This window comes from Methylobacterium komagatae (assembly GCF_042661665.1).
GTDB lineage: Bacteria > Pseudomonadota > Alphaproteobacteria > Rhizobiales > Beijerinckiaceae > Methylobacterium > Methylobacterium komagatae.
This window is the reverse complement of record NZ_JBHSWN010000001.1, coordinates 5,292,268-5,310,123: the sequence shown is the minus strand read 5'-3', so window position 1 is coordinate 5,310,123 and position 17,856 is coordinate 5,292,268. Positions and strand designations below refer to the sequence as shown.

The 17,856-nt window shown below is 60.8% G+C and carries 21 protein-coding genes and 1 pseudogene; 13 read left to right on the top strand and 9 right to left on the bottom strand.

Going from position 1 to position 17,856, the window contains the following annotated elements; all coding sequences use genetic code 11:
- Positions 1–27 precede the first annotated feature (27 nt).
- The 8 genes from ACFQE0_RS26105 to ACFQE0_RS26070 all read left to right on the top strand — a co-directional run bounded on the left by ACFQE0_RS26105 (position 28) and on the right by ACFQE0_RS26070 (position 3,891).
- The gene (locus ACFQE0_RS26105) at positions 28–615 is read left to right on the top strand and encodes a hypothetical protein (protein WP_378974901.1); all 588 of its coding nucleotides are present in this window, start codon (positions 28–30) and stop codon (positions 613–615) included.
- Between the two features lie 214 nt (positions 616–829).
- The gene (locus ACFQE0_RS26100) at positions 830–1,207 is read left to right on the top strand and encodes an HNH endonuclease (RefSeq protein WP_378974899.1); all 378 of its coding nucleotides are present in this window, start codon (positions 830–832) and stop codon (positions 1,205–1,207) included.
- A gap of 605 nt (positions 1,208–1,812) precedes the next feature.
- Complete coding sequence (locus tag ACFQE0_RS26095) at positions 1,813–2,022, top strand: hypothetical protein (protein ID WP_378974897.1); 210 nt, start codon at positions 1,813–1,815, stop codon at positions 2,020–2,022.
- 7 nt (positions 2,023–2,029) lie between these two features.
- On the top strand, positions 2,030–2,515 hold the full coding sequence (locus tag ACFQE0_RS26090) for a terminase large subunit domain-containing protein (protein WP_378974895.1): 486 nt from the start codon (positions 2,030–2,032) through the stop codon (positions 2,513–2,515).
- 98 nt (positions 2,516–2,613) lie between these two features.
- Complete coding sequence (locus tag ACFQE0_RS26085; RefSeq protein ID WP_378974893.1) at positions 2,614–2,964, top strand: hypothetical protein; 351 nt, start codon at positions 2,614–2,616, stop codon at positions 2,962–2,964.
- 17 nt (positions 2,965–2,981) lie between these two features.
- Entirely contained in the window at positions 2,982–3,200 is a 219-nt protein-coding gene (locus ACFQE0_RS26080) for a hypothetical protein (RefSeq protein ID WP_378974891.1), read from the top strand.
- Positions 3,197–3,718, top strand: coding sequence for a hypothetical protein (locus ACFQE0_RS26075; protein WP_378974889.1), 522 nt, complete (start codon positions 3,197–3,199; stop codon positions 3,716–3,718). The genes ACFQE0_RS26080 and ACFQE0_RS26075 overlap by 4 nt, the downstream gene beginning before the upstream one ends.
- Positions 3,719–3,741: 23 nt before the next feature.
- Entirely contained in the window at positions 3,742–3,891 is a 150-nt protein-coding gene (locus tag ACFQE0_RS26070) for a hypothetical protein (RefSeq protein WP_378974887.1), read from the top strand.
- A gap of 51 nt (positions 3,892–3,942) precedes the next feature.
- On the opposite strand, the gene ACFQE0_RS26065 is transcribed toward ACFQE0_RS26070, so the two are convergent.
- The 3 genes from ACFQE0_RS26065 to ACFQE0_RS26055 all read right to left on the bottom strand — a co-directional run bounded on the left by ACFQE0_RS26065 (position 3,943) and on the right by ACFQE0_RS26055 (position 9,085).
- Positions 3,943–7,143 (bottom strand): hypothetical protein, encoded by a 3,201-nt coding sequence (locus ACFQE0_RS26065; protein WP_378974885.1) that lies wholly within the window; start codon positions 7,141–7,143, stop codon positions 3,943–3,945.
- 47 nt (positions 7,144–7,190) lie between these two features.
- A complete protein-coding gene (locus ACFQE0_RS26060) occupies positions 7,191–7,493 on the bottom strand; it encodes a hypothetical protein (RefSeq protein ID WP_378974883.1) in 303 nt (100 codons plus the stop codon).
- Between the two features lie 368 nt (positions 7,494–7,861).
- The gene (locus ACFQE0_RS26055) at positions 7,862–9,085 is read right to left on the bottom strand and encodes a putative nucleotide-diphospho-sugar transferase (RefSeq protein WP_378974881.1); all 1,224 of its coding nucleotides are present in this window, start codon (positions 9,083–9,085) and stop codon (positions 7,862–7,864) included.
- A gap of 582 nt (positions 9,086–9,667) precedes the next feature.
- Between ACFQE0_RS26055 and ACFQE0_RS26050 the strand changes: the two genes are divergently transcribed.
- Positions 9,668–10,093, top strand: coding sequence for a hypothetical protein (locus ACFQE0_RS26050; RefSeq protein ID WP_378974879.1), 426 nt, complete (start codon positions 9,668–9,670; stop codon positions 10,091–10,093).
- 117 nt (positions 10,094–10,210) lie between these two features.
- Here ACFQE0_RS26050 and ACFQE0_RS26045 read toward each other — a convergent pair whose 3' ends face one another.
- A complete protein-coding gene (locus ACFQE0_RS26045; RefSeq protein WP_378974877.1) occupies positions 10,211–10,876 on the bottom strand; it encodes a hypothetical protein in 666 nt (221 codons plus the stop codon).
- 141 nt (positions 10,877–11,017) lie between these two features.
- Positions 11,018–11,272 carry a hypothetical protein gene (locus ACFQE0_RS26040; RefSeq protein WP_378974875.1) on the bottom strand — a complete coding sequence of 85 codons (255 nt, stop codon included), beginning with the start codon at positions 11,270–11,272 and terminating at the stop codon, positions 11,018–11,020.
- A gap of 201 nt (positions 11,273–11,473) precedes the next feature.
- Between ACFQE0_RS26040 and ACFQE0_RS26035 the strand changes: the two genes are divergently transcribed.
- Positions 11,474–11,926: a LexA family protein gene (locus ACFQE0_RS26035; RefSeq protein ID WP_378974873.1), complete on the top strand. Its 453-nt coding sequence runs from the start codon at positions 11,474–11,476 to the stop codon at positions 11,924–11,926.
- Positions 11,923–13,257 (top strand): Y-family DNA polymerase, encoded by a 1,335-nt coding sequence (locus ACFQE0_RS26030; protein ID WP_378974871.1) that lies wholly within the window; start codon positions 11,923–11,925, stop codon positions 13,255–13,257. Before ACFQE0_RS26035 ends, ACFQE0_RS26030 begins: the two co-directional genes overlap by 4 nt.
- Positions 13,258–13,311: 54 nt before the next feature.
- Here the strand turns inward: ACFQE0_RS26030 and ACFQE0_RS26025 are convergent, their stop codons facing one another.
- From ACFQE0_RS26025 to ACFQE0_RS26010, 4 genes are all read right to left on the bottom strand, one after another.
- Entirely contained in the window at positions 13,312–13,590 is a 279-nt protein-coding gene (locus ACFQE0_RS26025; protein ID WP_378974869.1) for a DUF6894 family protein, read from the bottom strand.
- Between the two features lie 195 nt (positions 13,591–13,785).
- Positions 13,786–13,983 (bottom strand): hypothetical protein, encoded by a 198-nt coding sequence (locus ACFQE0_RS26020; RefSeq protein ID WP_378974867.1) that lies wholly within the window; start codon positions 13,981–13,983, stop codon positions 13,786–13,788.
- A gap of 205 nt (positions 13,984–14,188) precedes the next feature.
- Positions 14,189–14,509 carry a hypothetical protein gene (locus tag ACFQE0_RS26015; RefSeq protein ID WP_378974865.1) on the bottom strand — a complete coding sequence of 107 codons (321 nt, stop codon included), beginning with the start codon at positions 14,507–14,509 and terminating at the stop codon, positions 14,189–14,191.
- The gene (locus ACFQE0_RS26010) at positions 14,485–14,751 is read right to left on the bottom strand and encodes a hypothetical protein (RefSeq protein ID WP_378974863.1); all 267 of its coding nucleotides are present in this window, start codon (positions 14,749–14,751) and stop codon (positions 14,485–14,487) included. The genes ACFQE0_RS26015 and ACFQE0_RS26010 overlap by 25 nt, the downstream gene beginning before the upstream one ends.
- A 49-nt stretch (positions 14,752–14,800) precedes the next feature.
- Between ACFQE0_RS26010 and ACFQE0_RS26005 the strand changes: the two are divergent.
- Together ACFQE0_RS26005 and ACFQE0_RS26000 are read left to right on the top strand one after the other, a co-directional pair.
- Positions 14,801–15,559: pseudogene (locus tag ACFQE0_RS26005) on the top strand (DUF4113 domain-containing protein); the annotation flags it as partial.
- A gap of 405 nt (positions 15,560–15,964) precedes the next feature.
- Entirely contained in the window at positions 15,965–17,005 is a 1,041-nt protein-coding gene (locus ACFQE0_RS26000) for a polysaccharide deacetylase family protein (protein WP_378974861.1), read from the top strand.
- Positions 17,006–17,856: the final 851 nt, after the last annotated feature.

The following is a 17,856-nucleotide window of genomic DNA, read 5'->3' as shown; positions in this document are numbered from 1 at the left end:
ACACTTACTGTCGACACGGAAGGTACTATGGGAAAGAAAAGCGTCTCAGTTACTGGCCTTAAGAAGCCGACGAGAGATTTGGAAGATTTGAAATGGTTAGTAAAAAGCAGATCTCAGAATCAAGCTTCGTCTGTGGAGTTATATAAGCTTTTTCAAATCCATAAAGAGATATTTGTCGATCATAAGATTTTTAGAAACACCGCACAATCATTACTCGGTGTCAATTTTTCGTTGTGGCGCGCAGTTTTCTTGACCGACATCGACCGCCAGCAAGGAATGATGATGGCGGATGCAGAGATTTTCCTAAAAAATCTCATCGAGAATAACACGATTGCTTATCAGCAGGACAAAAACGCCAATTACTGGACCTTTCGATTTTATCTGAACAACGCAAGAACGACACTAAAAGGCCTGAAAAGATATACTGAAGAATATAAGATTGTAAGATATCTTCCAGATGAAGATCGGGGGATGAATGCGCAAGATTGGTGGTCCGTGCATCAAAATGCCCTCGACTCGGCCATAGTTAACTTCGAAAAGGCGCTGCTCAAGGAAGAGGAAGAAGAGGACAAAGTTGACGATGAAGATGTTGAGGAGGATGGCGGCGAAGACTGAGATTGGGCCGTCATGCCTTGACTCCCTTATTCGGTTCTGAATCTATGCGGTCCGCGTCGTCATCGGCGCTGGACCGTCTCTGCCTGTACTCCCCGCTCAGCGGGTCGAAGGATGGGATGAGGCCGAGGGAGGCACAGAGCCCCCTCTTTGATCGGACTCTGCCTTCAGCGATCTTGGCCTAAGCCCTAGCGGCATGTGGCCCCGATGAGGCCACATGCCCCGCCTGAACAGCCTCAAGCCCCGCATTGCCACCCTCGACACCCGGGTAGGCTACGGCAACGCCACGATGGGCCTGACACCTGACCAGGCCTACGGCCGCGTCCGTCGCCGCGAGAGCCCCGTTGATCGCCTCTACACCTCGACGAGGTGGCGTGCCCTTAGGCGAGAGCAGCTGACCCGCGAGCCGCTGTGTCGGCTCTGCATGGACGAGGATGGGCGCGCGGTGAGTGCCACCGTCTGTGACCACGTCACGCCACACCGTGGCGATGTGCAGGCCTTCTGGGCCGGTCCCTTCCAGTCTCTGTGCGCCCATCACCACAACTCGGCGAAGCAGCGCGAAGAGAACGAGGCCTTACGATCTGATGGAGGCTGATCTGATGCGTGATGTTCTCGACGTGGCTACTGTGTCAGAGCATGAGGTGTCCGAAACGCGATCCATGTGGATTGGGCGCGCAATCCAAGACGATAGAGACATCATCGACATCAGGGACAACCATCAGCGCTGCTTGGATGCCGCTTGTTGGGAACTGCGCAAAGATGAACTGGGCCGCTACTTGCACCGAGGTGAAGCACCGCAGGTCGCGCTAACAAATCGTTTTTGGCCACCCCAGTAGGGGGTAAGAAGTCGCCAGCGTCGCGGCTTCGTCGGCGGATGCCAACCCATTCGCAGAATTAATTTTGGACGGTCACAAATCATGTCCGATAATGGCCCCCGGAAAAGGGGTCGGCCCGCGAAGCCGGGCGCTCGCGAGGCGAACGGCCGACTTAAGCGGACGCCGAAGTCCCCATTCGTGAAGGCGCCGCCGCAGGGCTTGCCGGACGAGCTCGCCCTCGAGGTCGAGCAGCTTGTCGCTCTCGGTGAGCCCCAGGCAGTGATCGCCGACGCGATCGGATGCACTCTCGAACAGCTCGACGGCCCGGTTCGGCGTCGAACTCCTGCACGGCCACGCGCGCCGACGCCGTGAAGTGGTTGGGCTGATGTTCGCGAAGGCCAGGACGGGCAACGCGACCCTGATCAAGGAACTGCACGACCTCACCCGACTTGTTGGCGCCCAGCGCGCGGTCGAGGCGGAACCGGATATGCCGATGCGCCGAGGCAAGAAGGAGGAGGCGCAGGAAGCGGCGCAGACCGCTGGCGTCGGCACCGAATGGGGCGACGATCTCGGTCAGGCCCCGGCGCTGAACTGAAGCCGCGATGTGGAACACCGCCTGCCCTGACTGGGAAGAACGGCTCCTCGCGCGGCGACCGCTGGTCCCCGATCTTCCGCTCTTCACCGATCAGGCCGACAAGGCCGAGCGCATCTTCAACCGGTTGCGCATCCCCGATGTGATCGGCACGCCGACAATGGCCGAGGCCGCCGGGGACTGGATGCGCGCCATCGTGCGAGCGCTGTTCGGCGCCTACGATGCGCAGACGCACCGCCGGATGATCCAAGAGATCTTCCTCCTCGTTCCTAAGAAGAACTCCAAGTCGTCCAGCGCCGCATCGATCATGGTGACGGCGCTGATCATGAATGAGCGGCCCGCCGCCGAGTTTCTGCTGATCGCGCCGACCAAGGAGATCGCAGACATCGCCTTCAAGCAGGCGGCCGGGCTGATTGCGCTCGACAAGGAGCCGCGAAGCTCTTCCACCCGCAGCGGCACATCCGGACGATCACGCATCGTCGGACCGGTGCCATGATGCAGGTCAAGGCCGCCGACACCGACGTGATCACCGGCTCGAAGAGCACCGGCAACCAGATCACGGCCCTGCTGCCAGGTGTGATCAGGCGCTGACCCGTGACTAGCCTGGAGATCGCCAACCTCCTCAAGGACTACGGCCCTTGGGGTATCTGCGCGCTGCTGATCCTCGCCGTCGTCTACCTGCACAAGGGCTGGCAGGCATGCCAGGAGGCGCGCGTCACGGATGGTCGCCTCGCAACTGAAGCGCTGACCCGGCAGGCCAGCACCAACACTGAGATCGCGACCATCACGGCCAGCCTGCGCGAGGGGCAGGTCGAGATGATGCGGGTCATCGCGCTGCTCTCAAAAGACAGCGAGCATGGGGACGAAAGCACACAGGCAACAATCAAAGGCTTGGCGGACGCTGTAGGGCGCTTGGAACAGGCCTATCGCGCGGGGGCGCGCTGATGCTGCGGAGGCTCAAAATGCTGTTCGGCCGGCTCATCCCCTCGCGGTGCAGCGTGGAGAACGAAGCGCTGAAGCGCGCCTCCGAACTCCACGCGATCTCGTCCCTCGCGGTGGGTAACGAGGCGCGCAAGGTCGAGCGCCGCGTGAACGACCTTCGCGTCACCGCCAACGCGGCAGAGCGACGACGAAACGAACGGATTGACACCCTCAACCAGTTGCTGGAACGGGACCGATGAAGGCGCTTCTTCAGACGAGGCTGGTGACGCTGTTCGTCGTCCCCAATCTGCTCTTCGCCCTCGGGCTTTGGGCTCTTGGCCCCGAAGACATGATCGAGTGGCTGAATGCGGCCATCGTGGCGCTCGCGGCTGGTGTGTGCGTCGCCTACTTCACCACCACCCGGGATATCCTTCTGGGCCGCCTGCCGCTCCATAAAGTCCACTGGCTCGCACTCGGCATATTCGTGTCATGGGGCGGCACGCAGATCGGGCGGTGGTGGTCGATCGCATGGCGCTGGCTCGGGATGCCGCCCTGGCTCGCGAACTCGTGGATCGTCGCCTATGGCCTCTTTCTCGTGGCCTGTGGCGCTTACTTCCACCTCATCGCGGACGAGGCGATCGGCGATGAACGGGTGCCCCCTCGGCGGTGGATCCGATGGGGCGTTATCGTCGCCTGTGCAGTCTTCATGATGGTCTGCGCCAGCTTCATCGTTGATAGCTACTCGCAGGCCGGGTTCACGCCGCACCTGTTCGGCTGACGATGCCCTGCCCACCGCCCCGCGTGGATTGGAGTCTCAGCTTCCTGATCGGCTTGCTGATGTCGGCGGTCACGTTCACCGCCGGGGTGATCTGGGGACAGAAGACCGGTCCCCCGAAGAACTGGAGCGAGGCCGAGGAACCGCCTGATCGTCCTCCATCACCGACCGAATGACAGAGCCCGCCCGGCAGACGCCGAGGCGGGCTTCTTTGTGTCTGGGCCACGTCAGCGCGACGGGAGCGGGGTCGCCGAGAACGAGACGAGGTCCTTAAGATTTTTCCAGGCCCAGCCAGAGATCGAAGCGCGGCCATCGCGGATGACGAGCCGAGCAGCTTGCGCCACTCGCATGCCGGGCAGCCCGAACAAGAGAATGCGGCCCGGGAGGCTGAACCACCCACCGACCGTTCGCCCGGCCTCGTCCTGAAGCCGCCCGTCCTCGGCCAGCGTCACCTCCATGCCGCCAGCCAGCGTCTGGAATCTGTAGGCGCCGACCAGATGCGCCCGCGAAAAACAGATCTGGCCGCTACCCGGCTTGGCAGCCTCCCAAGCCCGATGATCGTCCGCGCACGCGACTTGGAAGACGCACCTGATCCGTGCGTCTGCAATCCACACGTTGCTCAGTCGGATCAGCGTGGGGAAGCCGTCGACGCTCGCAAGGCATAGGGTGTCACCGGACGCCGCAACCCTCGCCTCATGCACCGTCACCAGATGGCGCTGGGCCGACGTGGGATAGTGCTCCAGGGCTTGCCGGTCGAACGACACCAGGGCGCTCGCTTCCGAAAGATGGCTGCCGACCCATTCGTACTGCCCTACCTCGATCCCGAGGTCAGGCACGTCGATGATGCTCGACTGCATGTCGTCGGTCGCGCAGATGCTCTCGATCTCGAACCGGAGGAACAAGCTCCAATTATTTGCGGCCTCGGCGACTTCAGCCGGCACGAGCACCAGGGACGTTCCGTCGGTAGTCATGCGGCGGTAGTTCTTCGCCCCCCACGACCACACAACCGAAAGCGTACCGTTGTTGAAGGCCCACCGTGCCGCCTCCGTGCCATCCTCGCCTTGAGCCACGCCGCCCGGCATCAAGAAGAACACGCCGAGCAGGACGCCATGCAGGTTGTGAAGCATGCATCGCCGACCCAGCAAACGATCAACGATGGCCTGATCCAGCGAGGGGAAGGTCGATGGCGGCAGGGAAGAGGGCGAGGCGACTGACCCGCTGAGATAGTAGCTACGCGCATCCCAATCCGCAGACGCACGCTCGTTGAAATATTCGATGAAATCCTTGCTATGCTCACCGAGCATCTTGCGCATGTAGTAGCGCTTCTTTGCATCGGCCGCGAATGCAGCGGGTTCGATGTCGACCGCAGTCGCCGCCTGCGATTGCTCGTTCCGGTGATAGACGTGTCCTGCTTCACCGGACACACCATAGGCCGGCGTCGCGATGACAGTATCAAAGAAGTTCATTTCCGGCGCGAAGCCGGGGTTCATCGCGGCGAACAACTCCTTAGCATCGTCGTTCGTCAGCACCGTTTCAACGAACCGCTGATTCATCAGCAAAAATGGATCGCCGGTCATCATCTGGTGGCGTCGGAACACCTTTGAGATGTGCTCCACTACAATCGGGTGCATCCGCCTTGTGTAGGTGGCGCCGGACTCAGTCGCGACATCAACGAACTCGGTAAGGCGTCCGAGCGAAGGCCACCGCAGGTCGCCGGACATCGCGGAGATTGCATAGTCATGGGCATCGGTACGGGAGTCCCCAATAGAACTGTGCACCTCGTCGCCGAAGTTAAAGCGGCATCCGCCCTGCCGCCACTGATCGGGAATGAGTTCTCGGAAGTTACGGCTTGATCCGGTCTCGAAGATCTCGTCCATCGCGCGGCCGAAACGCGCATCGAGATCGGTGACGACGTCGTCGGGCCATTCGATCTGCCAAGCGTGCGATGGGCGCGTGCCGATGAAGGTCTTCAGGATACCGGTGTCAGACAGTTCCTTGCGCAGTTTCGTTTGGTTCACGAGCGGGAAGCTGCGGTGACAGAGAACCTGCACCCAGGCCGGGTCTTCCGCCTGTTCGCTGAATGCTTGCAGGACTTCGAAAAGGTTGTGGAAGAACAGCTTCTGCCCGCCCCAGGTCACCGATGGGCGATAGAGCAAGTGGAAGTTGGGCAGGCTAAGCAAAATCGACAGATGGCTGAGGCTCGGGGGCGCTCGAAGTCCACCAATCGACACGACGTAAACGTTCTTGGGATGGTAGATCGCGAGGATCTGCCGAACCAGCTGTTCGACGTTGTCCTGCCAAGTGATGAAGTACCAGACCGTTGCCGCGTTACGGCCATCGTCAGCCACGCTGGGCTGGGTTCTGGCATAGTAGGCTTCGCGCCGCGAGGTGGCCTCGGCCTCGTCGGTATCACGCTGGCCAGTCGGCCCGACGAGCCTGAAGGCTTCCAGATCAGATCTTGCGCGAGCAGCCGAGGTCCAAAATTTTTGCAGATTTGGCAGCGATGGGGCCGAATGGAAACTCGAAAGGGCGTGCGTGAAATCGTTGAAGTGGCGCTCGGTCACCGGCTCACGGAAGTCGAGGGCACGCGCATCTAGCCCCTCCTGCCGCCAGATCTTCGTCGCATCAACGCTCGGCGATGCATCGGAAACCTGACGCATGAGATCGGCAGCCAGGCGGTAAGCCTGTCGCCAGTTTTCCGTTAGAGCGCTACGCGCGACCTTGGCGACGAGCGTCGCGAAACGTTCGCTCGGCTCAAACGGCTGCCCGAGCTGCGCTTCAAGGGCCGACAGGCAATCGTACTCGCAGAGCGACCGGAGCGCCTTGCTGATTGGGGCGCTGACGTTCGTTGAGGCATCGTCACCGGAGGACAGGGTATGCTCGACGCGCTGCCGGATAAGCGCAGCGGCGCGAGTATCGGTGATCCGCTCGTAGGCACGGAGGCCGACCGCGATGTCGTTCCGATCGCCCTCAAGCAGCGCAACGCGGCAGAAGCTCGCGAGGACATCGCGGTAGACCGCCGACCGCTCGACGAAAATATCAACGGCTGGCGAAAGGATCCTGAGCAGCCGCGCCGGCTCCTCATGGGCCGACATGTACTCCGAGAGCGCCGCCCGCACGTTGAAGTCGTGGGGAGTGATCTCGAGGACCCTCTCGAACCACGAGATCGCGACCGCCTTCTCATTCGCGTTTCTGGCGTTATTCGCGAACTGATGCAGTAGGCAGATAACAGTCGGCGTGAGCTCGACTTTGCGCCCACTCGCCACCAGTTCGGTCAGAGAAATCAGGCGCTCCCCCGATAGCTGCTGGGAGAGTTCGACAGCCAGCGGCGTAAACGGCTGGATCTGGCTCAGCGCACCGGGGATCTCTCGCGAAAGGTCGCCTTCGGAAATCGCTGTAAGGATTCCGAGCGCGTCTGAGGTCAGCATCTTGAGGCTACCGTAGCTGGCTGTGCACTGTCAGAGGATGCCCGGGGCTACTTAGCGTCCGCCGATCCGCTCGCGATCATTGAGCCGACGCAGGCATTCCAGATCGTCCTTGCATCCTGTTCGTTGCAGTTGATGCGCTCTTGGATGGAGGCCAGCACGTTCCGCGGAGGCTCCTGCATGTCCTCCAAGACCGTCTTGGCGACCTCGAGAAGATTCACACCATCGAGGTTAAGGCCCGTGCGACCTGCGCCATTGTCCGGTGCGAACGGCCAAATGCTCCGGCGAATGGACCACGCGATGATGTCGGCCACGGAACGGTTGTCGAGAGCGTCGCGGAGAGGATCAGCCATGTAGCTCGTTCTTTCTATGCGATCGGCTTGGGCCGTCGGGCACCGCGTCGGGGTTTGCCATCCACCCCGCGCGAACTCAACGGTCAAGCGCCAACGAAGGCGATTTGGGAGGTTGCGGCCGGATTCGATAGCCGCCGCCGCGCTGTTGGCCCTTGTCCATTTAGCCTCGGCTACCCTGCAACTCAGAGCGCGTCGGGCGTCGCCGGTGATCCTGCTGAGACAACCTTCTGCCCGTCCGGCTTCGCTGCGGTGGGCTCGTTTGTGTCTGTACCTGGGCGAGACGACATGAGCCGCGGCCGGACGCACCCGCCCATCGTGCCGGTGGGGAGATGAGCACACGCGTGGATGAAGCGGTCCGCGCTCCTGCTTCAATGTGTTGGGGGTCGGTGACTTGGCCCTTGCACGTTTTCTGTGACCCCTTGGCCTTCCAACTCTCTGATCCTCGCTTTCAGGGTCTCATTTTCCTGCAGAAGGCTGAACGCGTGATGTGTACGCGTGTCTAATTCCCTAAGAGCCACCAGCAGGTGATCGTGCGTTTCTTCGAACCTAGTACTTTGCTTGATAACCGGCGGCTGACGTTGCACGAATGCATAACTGCCATCTTCCAGAGCACTACACGCAAAGGGATCTTCATTCGGATCGTATACGGATTGGCGAAACTTCTCTCGCGTGCCATCCGGTATCGCCGCTCCAGAATAGAATGAGCCGAAGGCATAAGGTGCAGGAACATATGAGTCTGCCGAAAAACTCCTTAGCTTATCTGCGTACCATAGGATGAGCGCTTCCAATCCTCGGGTTTCCTCCGGCTCGACCCTCGCCCCATACTTCGAGAGGTGCCCTAAATCATGAATATCGAAGCCGCTGAAATGTGCGAATATTAGCGGTAAGCTATCGATATAAAAACGCTCGTCCTCAAACGAAACAACCCGTCGCAACATATTCCAATAGGCGAAGTTCGCACCAGGGTCCCTAACGATAGAAATCTTACTCGTAAACGATGGTATTAGGTCTATGAATTTCTGGTCTGCGAAAACACCTTCTTCGATCAATGTCACGCAGTTAAATTGAAGCTTCTCAGCCCACCAATCAACTAGTGGAATTGATTCGGCAGATGCAGCGATGCCGATGAAACCTAAATTGAAGGTGCCGTGCCGAAGTATTGCAATATCGTCCGGTAGATCAGATTTGACTGTCGGCTTCAAAAGGTGGGGCGTCAAAATGAAATCAGACCCAGCTTCCATAAGCCCAAAGTATCGGTCAAGCGTTTGAAAGACAGCTATGTCGCTGTCAAAATACAATACCTTTTCGTAGCCCATTTCAAAGAGGTACTTAAAATAATAGGGTTTTACAGCTGTACATAAATTGAATGCGCTGTACCGAAATAGAAAGCTCTTTTCATCAGGCAGCCTAATATCCTCGACAGATATAATTTTGCAACCCTCAGGGTAGCTGCCATCATGCGCCCGATCAACAAGACCTAAGATGAGATCGCACTCTGGATTATGTGTTCTCAGCGTTTCAAATAGCAGACATGCCCACGGAAGCTTCTGGTTCGTGGTCAGGGTGAAGATAGCGCGACGCAATTTATTCATGACGGGATCATAGCGAGGGCAATCAGGCTCTATAAGATGCCGAGTACCATTGAGGCTTGGCGTGAGTCACGGAAAACCCGCGCATGATCGGCTGACATGAAAGAGGCAGCCGCGTTGTCTGCCGCCCAGCCAACAAGATCGGACTGTCCCCGCTCCCCCATGATCTGATCGGGATGGGGGCCGGCGGGTGGCCATCGCAGTGAACGACCCAACGCTTCGCGATTCGGACGAAGCCCTGCTGCTCAATCTCGCTCCGAACCTGCGGCACAGCCGGAACCGCAATTCAGCTCGCTTCTTTTTATCCAGGTGATATCTGAGCGGAGCGCAGCATGCCCACGAGAACGATCAGGCCCGTCATCAAACTCCCCAACGGCCAGGAAATCACTCCCGTCACGGTACTTGCCGACGGCAAGGTGCTGATCAGAGAGGTCAAGCTGAGCGACTGACGACGGGCCGCGTGCGACGCCGGCAGCATTGTTGAGCATGCGTTTCGCCTCTCGCCGCGGGCCGTGGTTTTCAGAGGCATCAGACGTGCGAGAGCGCAATCTGCAAAGCTGACAGGTCAGCTGGGCGCCCCCTCGCATGGATCGCCCGGCTGAGCCGCTGTACGCAGCCGGCATGTCAGCCAGCCCTTCACCCCTCCCGGATGCCGTCGCTCGTTGGCGCAGCGCCCTGGAGAACCTGTCGCCGCATGCCTCGCCCTGCCGCTACCTCGTCCCGGCAAAATGGGCGGCGATTCGCGAGGAGGCGATTGCTTTCTGCAATCAGCACGGCGCCGAAGCTCACCGCCTCGGCTGGACAGCGGCCGAACTGTTCGCAGTTCACCCAGAGCATGGGACGCTCCGCATCGACTACTGCGGGGCCCTCATGATGCCCGGGCTGAACCCGACGGCCGTTGAAGTAGACCGGATTGTAACGGATCGCGGATCCGCCCGCCGCAACAAGCCGGGGCAGGTATGGGGCGTGCCGGTTTGGGAGTTCGCCCGCAAGAGCAGCAAAGCCCAGTAGCGCTGGCTCTCGAGGCTCACACCGCATCCGTTCGGTTGGCCGCCTGTCCGAGCCGCCTCGAAACATTCCGAGTCTATTCCAGCCCGCCCGGTTCGCCGTGGCGGGCCTTCTTTTGTCTCACTTCGCGCCGAACTTCAGCGGCAATAATTTGGGCCTCTCAATCAATTTCTCTCCGTCGAAAGAATAATTGAGGGTTTTCACAATCGTAACTATTTCAGTGTGCAGCGGCTCTAGTTTCAAAGTCTCGTTAAATAGATAGAACGTATCTTCATAAAATGAGTATACGTTTAATCTAAGAAAATGCTTAGCCTCGCTCACAACGGCGTTCAGATGGCTAATTCCGAGACCCTTCATTATCGAGATTGGCTGACCGTTCGCTTCCACGACCGCCTTCGAAAACCGTTCGTCATAATGCGCGAGGGCATTCCTGACGCCCCGTTTTCGCAGTTGAGTCGCCGTTACGCCGCTGAGCTTCCTGCCAAACTCCCTAACTCTATCGAGTCTTAGTTCAGCCGCAGATTTTGACTCGCTCGGCGACTTATCCGCATCATTAAACAAACAGCCGTAGGCAAGCGCCTGATTGAACGCAATCCTGAGCAGCGCGTCCGATATACCATCTTCACTTAAGACATATCCGTATTGGCGATCCTCGAACTTTTCAACTGTAGCCTGTGTCTTGTGTCCGATCTTCCAAATAGCCTGTATGTCATTGACTATATCGCTTAGTGCGTCGATGCCTGCGTCAATAATAAACTCGTGCTTGTCAGAAAATTCGCGTCTCATCGGATAATTGGCTCCTCGAATCGATCACTCTCCAATCCGATAGATTATTGAGATCGGCATTTCACGGGCCCCGGCTTCAATATTGACCTGTTGCCATCACAAGATTTATCTCATGTCTCAATGACGAGATCGAAGGCTCGCTCACGGGGCATCGACCCCATAGGCTTTCACCGTCTCCCGCCCCTCTACAGTGAGAAACCAAGCCCGGCCCTCACGGTGCGCGGTTCGTGAAGCCGGGCGCTCCTCGACCAACCCCATCTCGACAAGCAGCGACATTGCGCTCGGATAGGCGGTGATCCGCAACCCGCCGGGCGTCGACGCGATGGCGCGCAGGGCCGCCAGTTGCTTGCCTCGGAGAGGCGGGACAGGAGTGTCCGCCCAAGCCGTCTTCCTCATTGATGATTTCCACCAGCGTCCACAGCCGTCCACATCGCCCCTCAGGTCTACGTCCGGCAGGAGGATGCCGCCGGTTGAACTACCGCCTAAGGTCAGGCTTGTTCCCGATGTGTTCTAGTCGGGTTCGGGCCGGATGCGAGAGATGTCGAGCGGATTGGTTGGGGATTGGGATCGAGGCCCCGCTTGCGAAGGCTCACGCCGATGAGCCTGCGACGCGTCGCAACGCTACCGGCCGAGGGGCCAAGCACCGTGCGCGTCCCCCTCGTCGGGCCCGCGCTGTGTGCCGGCTTCCCGTCGCCCGCCGACGATTTCCTGGAGGGCGCGCTCGAACTGCCGCGCTGGCTGGTGCCGAACCCGCCTGCCACCTTCCTGATGCAGGTGCGCGGCGAGAGCATGCGCGGCGCCGGCATATTCGACCGCGATCTGGCCTGCGTCGATCGTAGCCTCACCGCCCAACACGATAGCGTGGTCGTGGCGGTGGTCGATGCGCTGCTGAGCTGCAAGCGCTACCGCATGGAAGGCAACAGGCCGCGCCTCGCCTTCGATAACCCGGACCTGCCGACCTTCGCCGTCGACGAGGCGAGCGAAGTCGAGATCTGGGGCGTGGTGCGCTTCACCGTGCGCTGGCATCTCGCGCGGGGGCGGCTGACGTGAGCAGACCGGGCGACAGAGCGCGTGATCGGATCGGCGGCGGCCGGGCCGTCGCGTTGATCGACGGCAACAGCTTCTATTGCTCCTGCGAGCGCGTGTTCGATCCCAAACTCGCCCGCGTGCCGGTGATCGTGCTGTCGAACAACGATGGCTGTGCGATCGCCCGCACGAGCGAGGCGAAAGCCCTCGGCATCCGCATGGGCGAACCGTTCTTCAAGATCCGTGATCTCTGCCGGACCCAAGGCGTGCGGGTCTTCTCGTCCAACTACACGCTCTATGGCGACATGAGCGGGCGCACGAACGCCGTCTACCGGCAGTTCAGCCCGCGGGTGGAGATCTACTCGATCGATGAGAGCTTCCTCGACCTGTCGGACGTGGCCCCCTTGCTCCGGGGCGAACTAGCTCGTGACCTTCGCGCCACCGTGCGCGCCTGGACCGGCATCCCGACCTGCGTCGGGATCGGGCCGACGAAGACGCTGGCCAAACTCGCCAATCACATCGCCAAGACCGTCCCCGATCTCGATGGCGTCTGCGATCTGACGGATGTCGCCGCCTATGAGCACTGGCTGTGCCGGGTGGAGGTCGGTGAGGTCTGGGGCATCGGCCGGGCCTCGCTCGCCAAGCTGGAGGCGATGGGCGTCGAGAGTGTCGCGGATTTGCGGGACCTCGATCCCCGGCCGGTCCGCAAGGGCCTGACCGTGGTGGGCGAACGCATCATCCACGAACTGCGCGGCCTCGCCTGCTTGCCGCTCGACCTCGTGCCGGCCCGGCGGAAGGGCTGCGCCGTGACGCGCTCGTTCTCCGCACGCATCACTGACCGGGCGACGCTGGAGGAAGCAGTTGCTGCCCACGCGACCCGTCTCGGTGAGAAGCTGCGTCGGGAAGGCCTCGGCACCGATCACGTCACGGTCTTCTATCATACGAGCGAGCACGACCGGGACGCGCCGCAGCGCTCGGTGGCCACCACCGTCAGCCTGCCGGAGCACAGTTCGGACACGCTGGCGCTGATCAAGGCGGCACGGCTCGGTGTGGCGAAGACCTGGCGCGAGCCGAGTTCTGACCGGCCGGCCTGGCGCTATTCGAAGGCCGGCGTGGTGACGAACGATCTTGCGCCCCTCAGTCATAGCCCGCGCGCGTTAATCGGCGCGCTCGATCGCGAGCGCTCCGGTCCGTTGATGGCCGCGATGGACGCCTGCAACTCGCGGTGGGGACGTGGCGCTGTCGTTCCTGCGAGAGCAGGGCTGACGACGAAACGGGACTGGAACACGAAGTTCGAGATGCGGACGCCTCGCTATACGACGCAGGTGTCCGAGCTTCCTGTCGCTTTGGCCTGACCGCTGGGGCGAGCGAGGATGAGGCGGCGTTCGACGTGGCGTTGAAGATGATCGCTAAGAGTGTGCCGCAACCGAAAGGCAAGGCACCTTAGCCACCGGCATTGCTGACACCTCAGTTAAAGCAAAGTCGACGCGGAGCAGGATGAGGCCGGTCCCGTCTGTAACCTCAAGGTGCCAGTCATCGCAGGACAGAGCGCTCTTTGGATCGTCCTTTAGGATCTCGCCGGCTAGTCTGATCGCTACGATCCGTGCAGTTGCCCAATCGGGGAATTCACTGCCATCAACGTCTAATATACCTAAACCGTCATGAACGTTGAAATGATAGCGCGCCACCTAGAGCCTCCAATGGAAGGCGGGGGGTGTAGCCCTCACTTGCCAGCACGCCTTCAGTGAAGCCAGCAATTGATAGCTACATGGCACGCTAAAACTTGGCATGCACTTTACTGGATTAGCTTCTGATGTGCTGTGGCGATCCGCCACGGCCAAGCTGGTTCGCCGTTAGCAGCATCTGCGACCGCTATAATTGCCCTACTGCACCCTCTCGCTGACCGGCTGGAAGCCACGCCGGGTCGCGAGCCCGATCAGCTCCTCGTCCGTCATGATTAGGTCACCGATCCGCCAGCGCTCCATGTCAGGTCCGTCCGGCGTGATCGGCCAGCCGAGGGCAATAAGCGCCTCGGCCGCGTCTTGCGCGGCAAGGGTGGTGGTGATCGCGGCCTCGTCCATCGCCGCGAGATAGGGCGACAGGGGAGGGCGGCGATCCCGCGTCTAGGGAACGCAGTGAAGCAAGATCAACGGCCTACCAGGGCTTCCCAAGCTGAATGTCGTCGGTTCGATCCCGATCGCCCGCTCCAACTAACCCGCTGAAGCGTATGCTGTTCTGACAGTCTACCGCTGATCTCGCGTCCCCCATCGTACCCCAAAGCGTCCCTTATGGCTGTTCCGCGCCCGTTCCGGCCTTGCGGTGCGCGGCCCGCATCGTCGCGACTGCGCGCGATTTGCCGACTGCGCCGCGTGAGTAGCGCAGGGTGGTGGCGAGCTGGGCGTGAGCGGCTGACGAGCGGATCGCGTCGAGATCGGCGCCCGCATCCTCGGCTTCCGTGATGGCGCCGGCCCACGCATCCATGTTCCACACATTGTCCGGCACGCCGGCCGCCCGCGCCACGATCCGCCACTCTCGACCGTAGGCCGATTCCGCGTAGGGGCGCCCGGCCAACTCGTCTATGATCACCGGCCCGACGCGCCGACCCATGGGAAGCGGGCATCCGGCTGGCCGCGATGGGCGGACCATTGAAGCATCTCGGCCTGGAGACGAAGACAGGCGGCCTCGATCAGGACGCGGCCGGCCGGATCGTCGAGGCCGTAGGGCAGGCGAACGGTGGGCGGGCGATAGCCTGCTTTGACGAGATCACTGCGCGCGCACCAGTAAAGGCGTCGGCTTCCGTCGCGATTCGGCTTCGATTTCAAGCCGGGGGCTTTGAGATCAGAGGGCATTGAGGTTCTCCACGCCGTCGATGGCGGATGCCTCGACCGCGGAAAGACCGTAGCCGTGGGCGAGGTGTGGGGCATCGGCCGGGCCTCGCTCGCCAAGCTGGAGGCGATGGGCGTCGAGAGTGTCGCGGATTTGCGGGACCTCGATCCCCGGCCGGTCCGCAAGGGCCTGACCGTGGTGGGCGAACGCATCATCCACGAACTGCGCGGCCTCGCCTGCTTGCCGCTCGACCTCGTGCCGGCCCGGCGGAAGGGCTGCGCCGTGACGCGCTCGTTCTCCGCACGCATCACTGACCGGGCGACGCTGGAGGAAGCAGTTGCTGCCCACGCGACCCGTCTCGGTGAGAAGCTGCGTCGGGAAGGCCTCGGCACCGATCACGTCACGGTCTTCTATCATACGAGCGAGCACGACCGGGACGCGCCGCAGCGCTCCGTCGCCACCACCGTCAGCCTGCCGGAGCACAGTTCGGACACGCTGGCGCTGATCAAGGCGGCGCGGCTCGGCGTGGCGAAGACCTGGCGCGAGCCGAGATCTGACCGGCCGGCCTGGCGCTACAGCAAGGCGGGGGTGGTGACGAACGACCTATGGCCACTCGCCGACAGCCCCCGGGCGCTGATCGGCGCGCTCGACCGGAAGCGCTCGGAGCCGCTGATGGCGGCGATGGATGCCTGCAATGCGCGATGGGGCAGGGGGGCCGTGGTGCCGGCGCGGGCGGGGCTCACGACGAAGCGGGAGTGGAACACGAAGTTCGACATGCGGACGCCGCGGTATACGACCCAGGTGGGTGAGCTGCCGGTGGCGCACGCCTAAAGCACAACGCAACGGAATGAGGACGCCTTGGGCCGTCCTCATCTTCCATGCGATGCACAGCAGGGTCTGAATGCGACCCACCTCGGTCGCAGGCGGCAGCCAGCCGAATTCTCCAAAAGCGGACACTTGGAGGGTCAGCGAAAGCGTGACGTGTCCGGTAGGTCGATAGACCAAACTCGACCTTTAGAGCGCTCTTAGCCCATCGGATCCGGCTACCCTCGGCTATTGTCTTTGAGGCTAATCAAGAAGCCTAAAAATTCCACAATGCCATTAGGCGTTCACGAAGACGCGAACGAAACGTCTATTAGGGGATAAGACACTTGGGCGTGTTATGAGATACTCGGCCGTTCAAATATAGAAGGCCCCGCCCGGGGCCCGCAAGGAGCGGCCGGGGGAACACGAAGCATGAACCGTTTCCGTCTAGCCGTCCTCGGCGTCTCGCTCGCCGTGCTGCCCGTTGCCGCGCACGCCAAGGTCTTCGAACTTCCTGAAGAGAAACCCGCGATCACGGTCACCTTACCGGACGCGTGGTCCCCCGAGGAGATCGAGAAGGGCGCCCAGGCCAACTCGCCTGATGGCTCAATCTTCGTCTCCCTTGAGATCGAGAAGGCGAAAGACACACAGAAGGCGGTCCTCGACGCCATCGTCTGGCTGCGGAAGAAGGGCGTCAAGTTCGACCAATCCTCGCAACGAAGGAAAGAGGGCGAAATTAACGGCTTACCTGTGGTTCAGCTCGAGTTCGACGGTAACGACAATGACGGCCCCACGTCTGTGGCACTCTCGATTTTTGTTCTTTCAAGCGAGAGAATTGGCATCCTCACGTTCTGGGGCTCGCCGAAGGGGCAGAAAAAATACGCGAACCAACTTGAGACAGTTCTCAAGAGCCTTCAGCCGCTGGGCCAACTAGGACCCAAAGCCGCTACGACTGCACCGTCCAGTGCGCCCGCTTCGGTGTCGCAGGCTCCCGCCACCGCGACCGTTGCAGATCTAGAAACTCAGGAGAATGCTACTGCAGCGGTTTGGGAGCGCCTGCCGTTTTCGTCGCGCCATGCCATGTTCGTGAACCGGGGGGCGAACGCCTACGGCGACTACGACGCTCGTTCATCGAACGTGTTTGAGCCAGGCGAGAAGCTGCTCACCTATCTTGAGCCGCTTGGGTATGCCTGGGCCGCCAAGGGCGACGGCTACCGTTTCGGTGTAAGTATCGATTTCGAGATCCTGTCCACGGACGGAAAGATCCTCACCGGTCAAAAAGGGATTCTGAAGCAAGAGTTGGACAGCCACTACCGCAACCGCGAGTTCTTCGTGAACAGCACTATGAGTATGGACGGCGCTCCCGCTGGCAACTACGTGCTTGCTTACATTCTGCATGACCTTGTCAACGGTCGCACGACGCGAGTGGAACAGCCGTTCACGATCAAGGGCACCGCGGCTGAGACAAAATAAGATTGGATGCTCCCCCGCCCCGTGTGCAGATCGGGGCGGGGTCTAGCCCCCGGTCTAGAACCTCAATGACACCGGGTCGCCCCGCTACGCACTGAAACGCCCGCGTCGTATCTCCCATTTGGGATATACGGCGATCACCTGATGAACTCGCAACCCCGCCCGGCTGCTACCGCGGCGGGTCTTTTCGTCGGAAAGCTCAACACTCGCTAGTCCCGCAATTCGTCATCGGCCAAGTGGTGTCATGGCTCTGGTGTTTCGAATCGCGCAGCTAGAACAATTACTGCGATGGCATTCCGAAGGGTCTTCTTGGGTGAGCCTAACCGCTGGCCGAGATCGAACTCACCACGAGATGCGGTGATGGCCGCTGCAATATCGACGCTATGGCCGCTGTCGTAAGGATAGGGGTCTCACGGCGGATCGAGACATACCGGTCAATCGCCGCGACGATCTCCGCGTTGGTGATCATGCCGGATCTGCGCGGATCAGCGAGGGTCGATAGCTGGGTAGAAGGAGCTGCTCTTTGGCTTAAATGGCCGAAATCAGAAAGGCGGGAAACCCACCCCGAGCAGCCATTCCAAGCGAGGCCCAACCTCGCGATCTGAACTGTCGTCGCCGCGTTTCGAATACAGCGACCTGTAATCACTCTGACCGGCAGCGTGTGAGTTTGAGCCGTTTCTTGCGAAAGCGGGCCGTCCAACCACTCGCACCGCTCCGAGTATCTGTGTAAAACATTCATTCAGCTCGCTACACTTTCGTGTGAAAGATCGAAACTACACACATTATTAAGAAGCGCAGTTCTTGTCGGAAATCAAATTATAAGAGCGCGCTTAGCAAATATTAACGGATAAATT

Coding starts and splice junctions, on each gene's coding strand:
- ACFQE0_RS26105 (WP_378974901.1), top strand. CDS start 28: ATGGGAAAGAAAAGCGTCTCAGTTACTGGCCTTAAGAAGCCGACGAGA.
- ACFQE0_RS26100 (WP_378974899.1), top strand. CDS start 830: ATGCCCCGCCTGAACAGCCTCAAGCCCCGCATTGCCACCCTCGACACC.
- ACFQE0_RS26095 (WP_378974897.1), top strand. CDS start 1,813: ATGTTCGCGAAGGCCAGGACGGGCAACGCGACCCTGATCAAGGAACTG.
- ACFQE0_RS26090 (WP_378974895.1), top strand. CDS start 2,030: ATGTGGAACACCGCCTGCCCTGACTGGGAAGAACGGCTCCTCGCGCGG.
- ACFQE0_RS26080 (WP_378974891.1), top strand. CDS start 2,982: ATGCTGTTCGGCCGGCTCATCCCCTCGCGGTGCAGCGTGGAGAACGAA.
- ACFQE0_RS26075 (WP_378974889.1), top strand. CDS start 3,197: ATGAAGGCGCTTCTTCAGACGAGGCTGGTGACGCTGTTCGTCGTCCCC.
- ACFQE0_RS26065 (WP_378974885.1), bottom strand. CDS start 7,143: ATGCTGACCTCAGACGCGCTCGGAATCCTTACAGCGATTTCCGAAGGC.
- ACFQE0_RS26060 (WP_378974883.1), bottom strand. CDS start 7,493: ATGGCTGATCCTCTCCGCGACGCTCTCGACAACCGTTCCGTGGCCGAC.
- ACFQE0_RS26055 (WP_378974881.1), bottom strand. CDS start 9,085: ATGAATAAATTGCGTCGCGCTATCTTCACCCTGACCACGAACCAGAAG.
- ACFQE0_RS26050 (WP_378974879.1), top strand. CDS start 9,668: ATGGATCGCCCGGCTGAGCCGCTGTACGCAGCCGGCATGTCAGCCAGC.
- ACFQE0_RS26045 (WP_378974877.1), bottom strand. CDS start 10,876: ATGAGACGCGAATTTTCTGACAAGCACGAGTTTATTATTGACGCAGGC.
- ACFQE0_RS26040 (WP_378974875.1), bottom strand. CDS start 11,272: ATGAGGAAGACGGCTTGGGCGGACACTCCTGTCCCGCCTCTCCGAGGC.
- ACFQE0_RS26035 (WP_378974873.1), top strand. CDS start 11,474: ATGAGCCTGCGACGCGTCGCAACGCTACCGGCCGAGGGGCCAAGCACC.
- ACFQE0_RS26020 (WP_378974867.1), bottom strand. CDS start 13,983: ATGGACGAGGCCGCGATCACCACCACCCTTGCCGCGCAAGACGCGGCC.
- ACFQE0_RS26015 (WP_378974865.1), bottom strand. CDS start 14,509: ATGGGTCGGCGCGTCGGGCCGGTGATCATAGACGAGTTGGCCGGGCGC.
- ACFQE0_RS26010 (WP_378974863.1), bottom strand. CDS start 14,751: ATGCCCTCTGATCTCAAAGCCCCCGGCTTGAAATCGAAGCCGAATCGC.
- ACFQE0_RS26000 (WP_378974861.1), top strand. CDS start 15,965: ATGAACCGTTTCCGTCTAGCCGTCCTCGGCGTCTCGCTCGCCGTGCTG.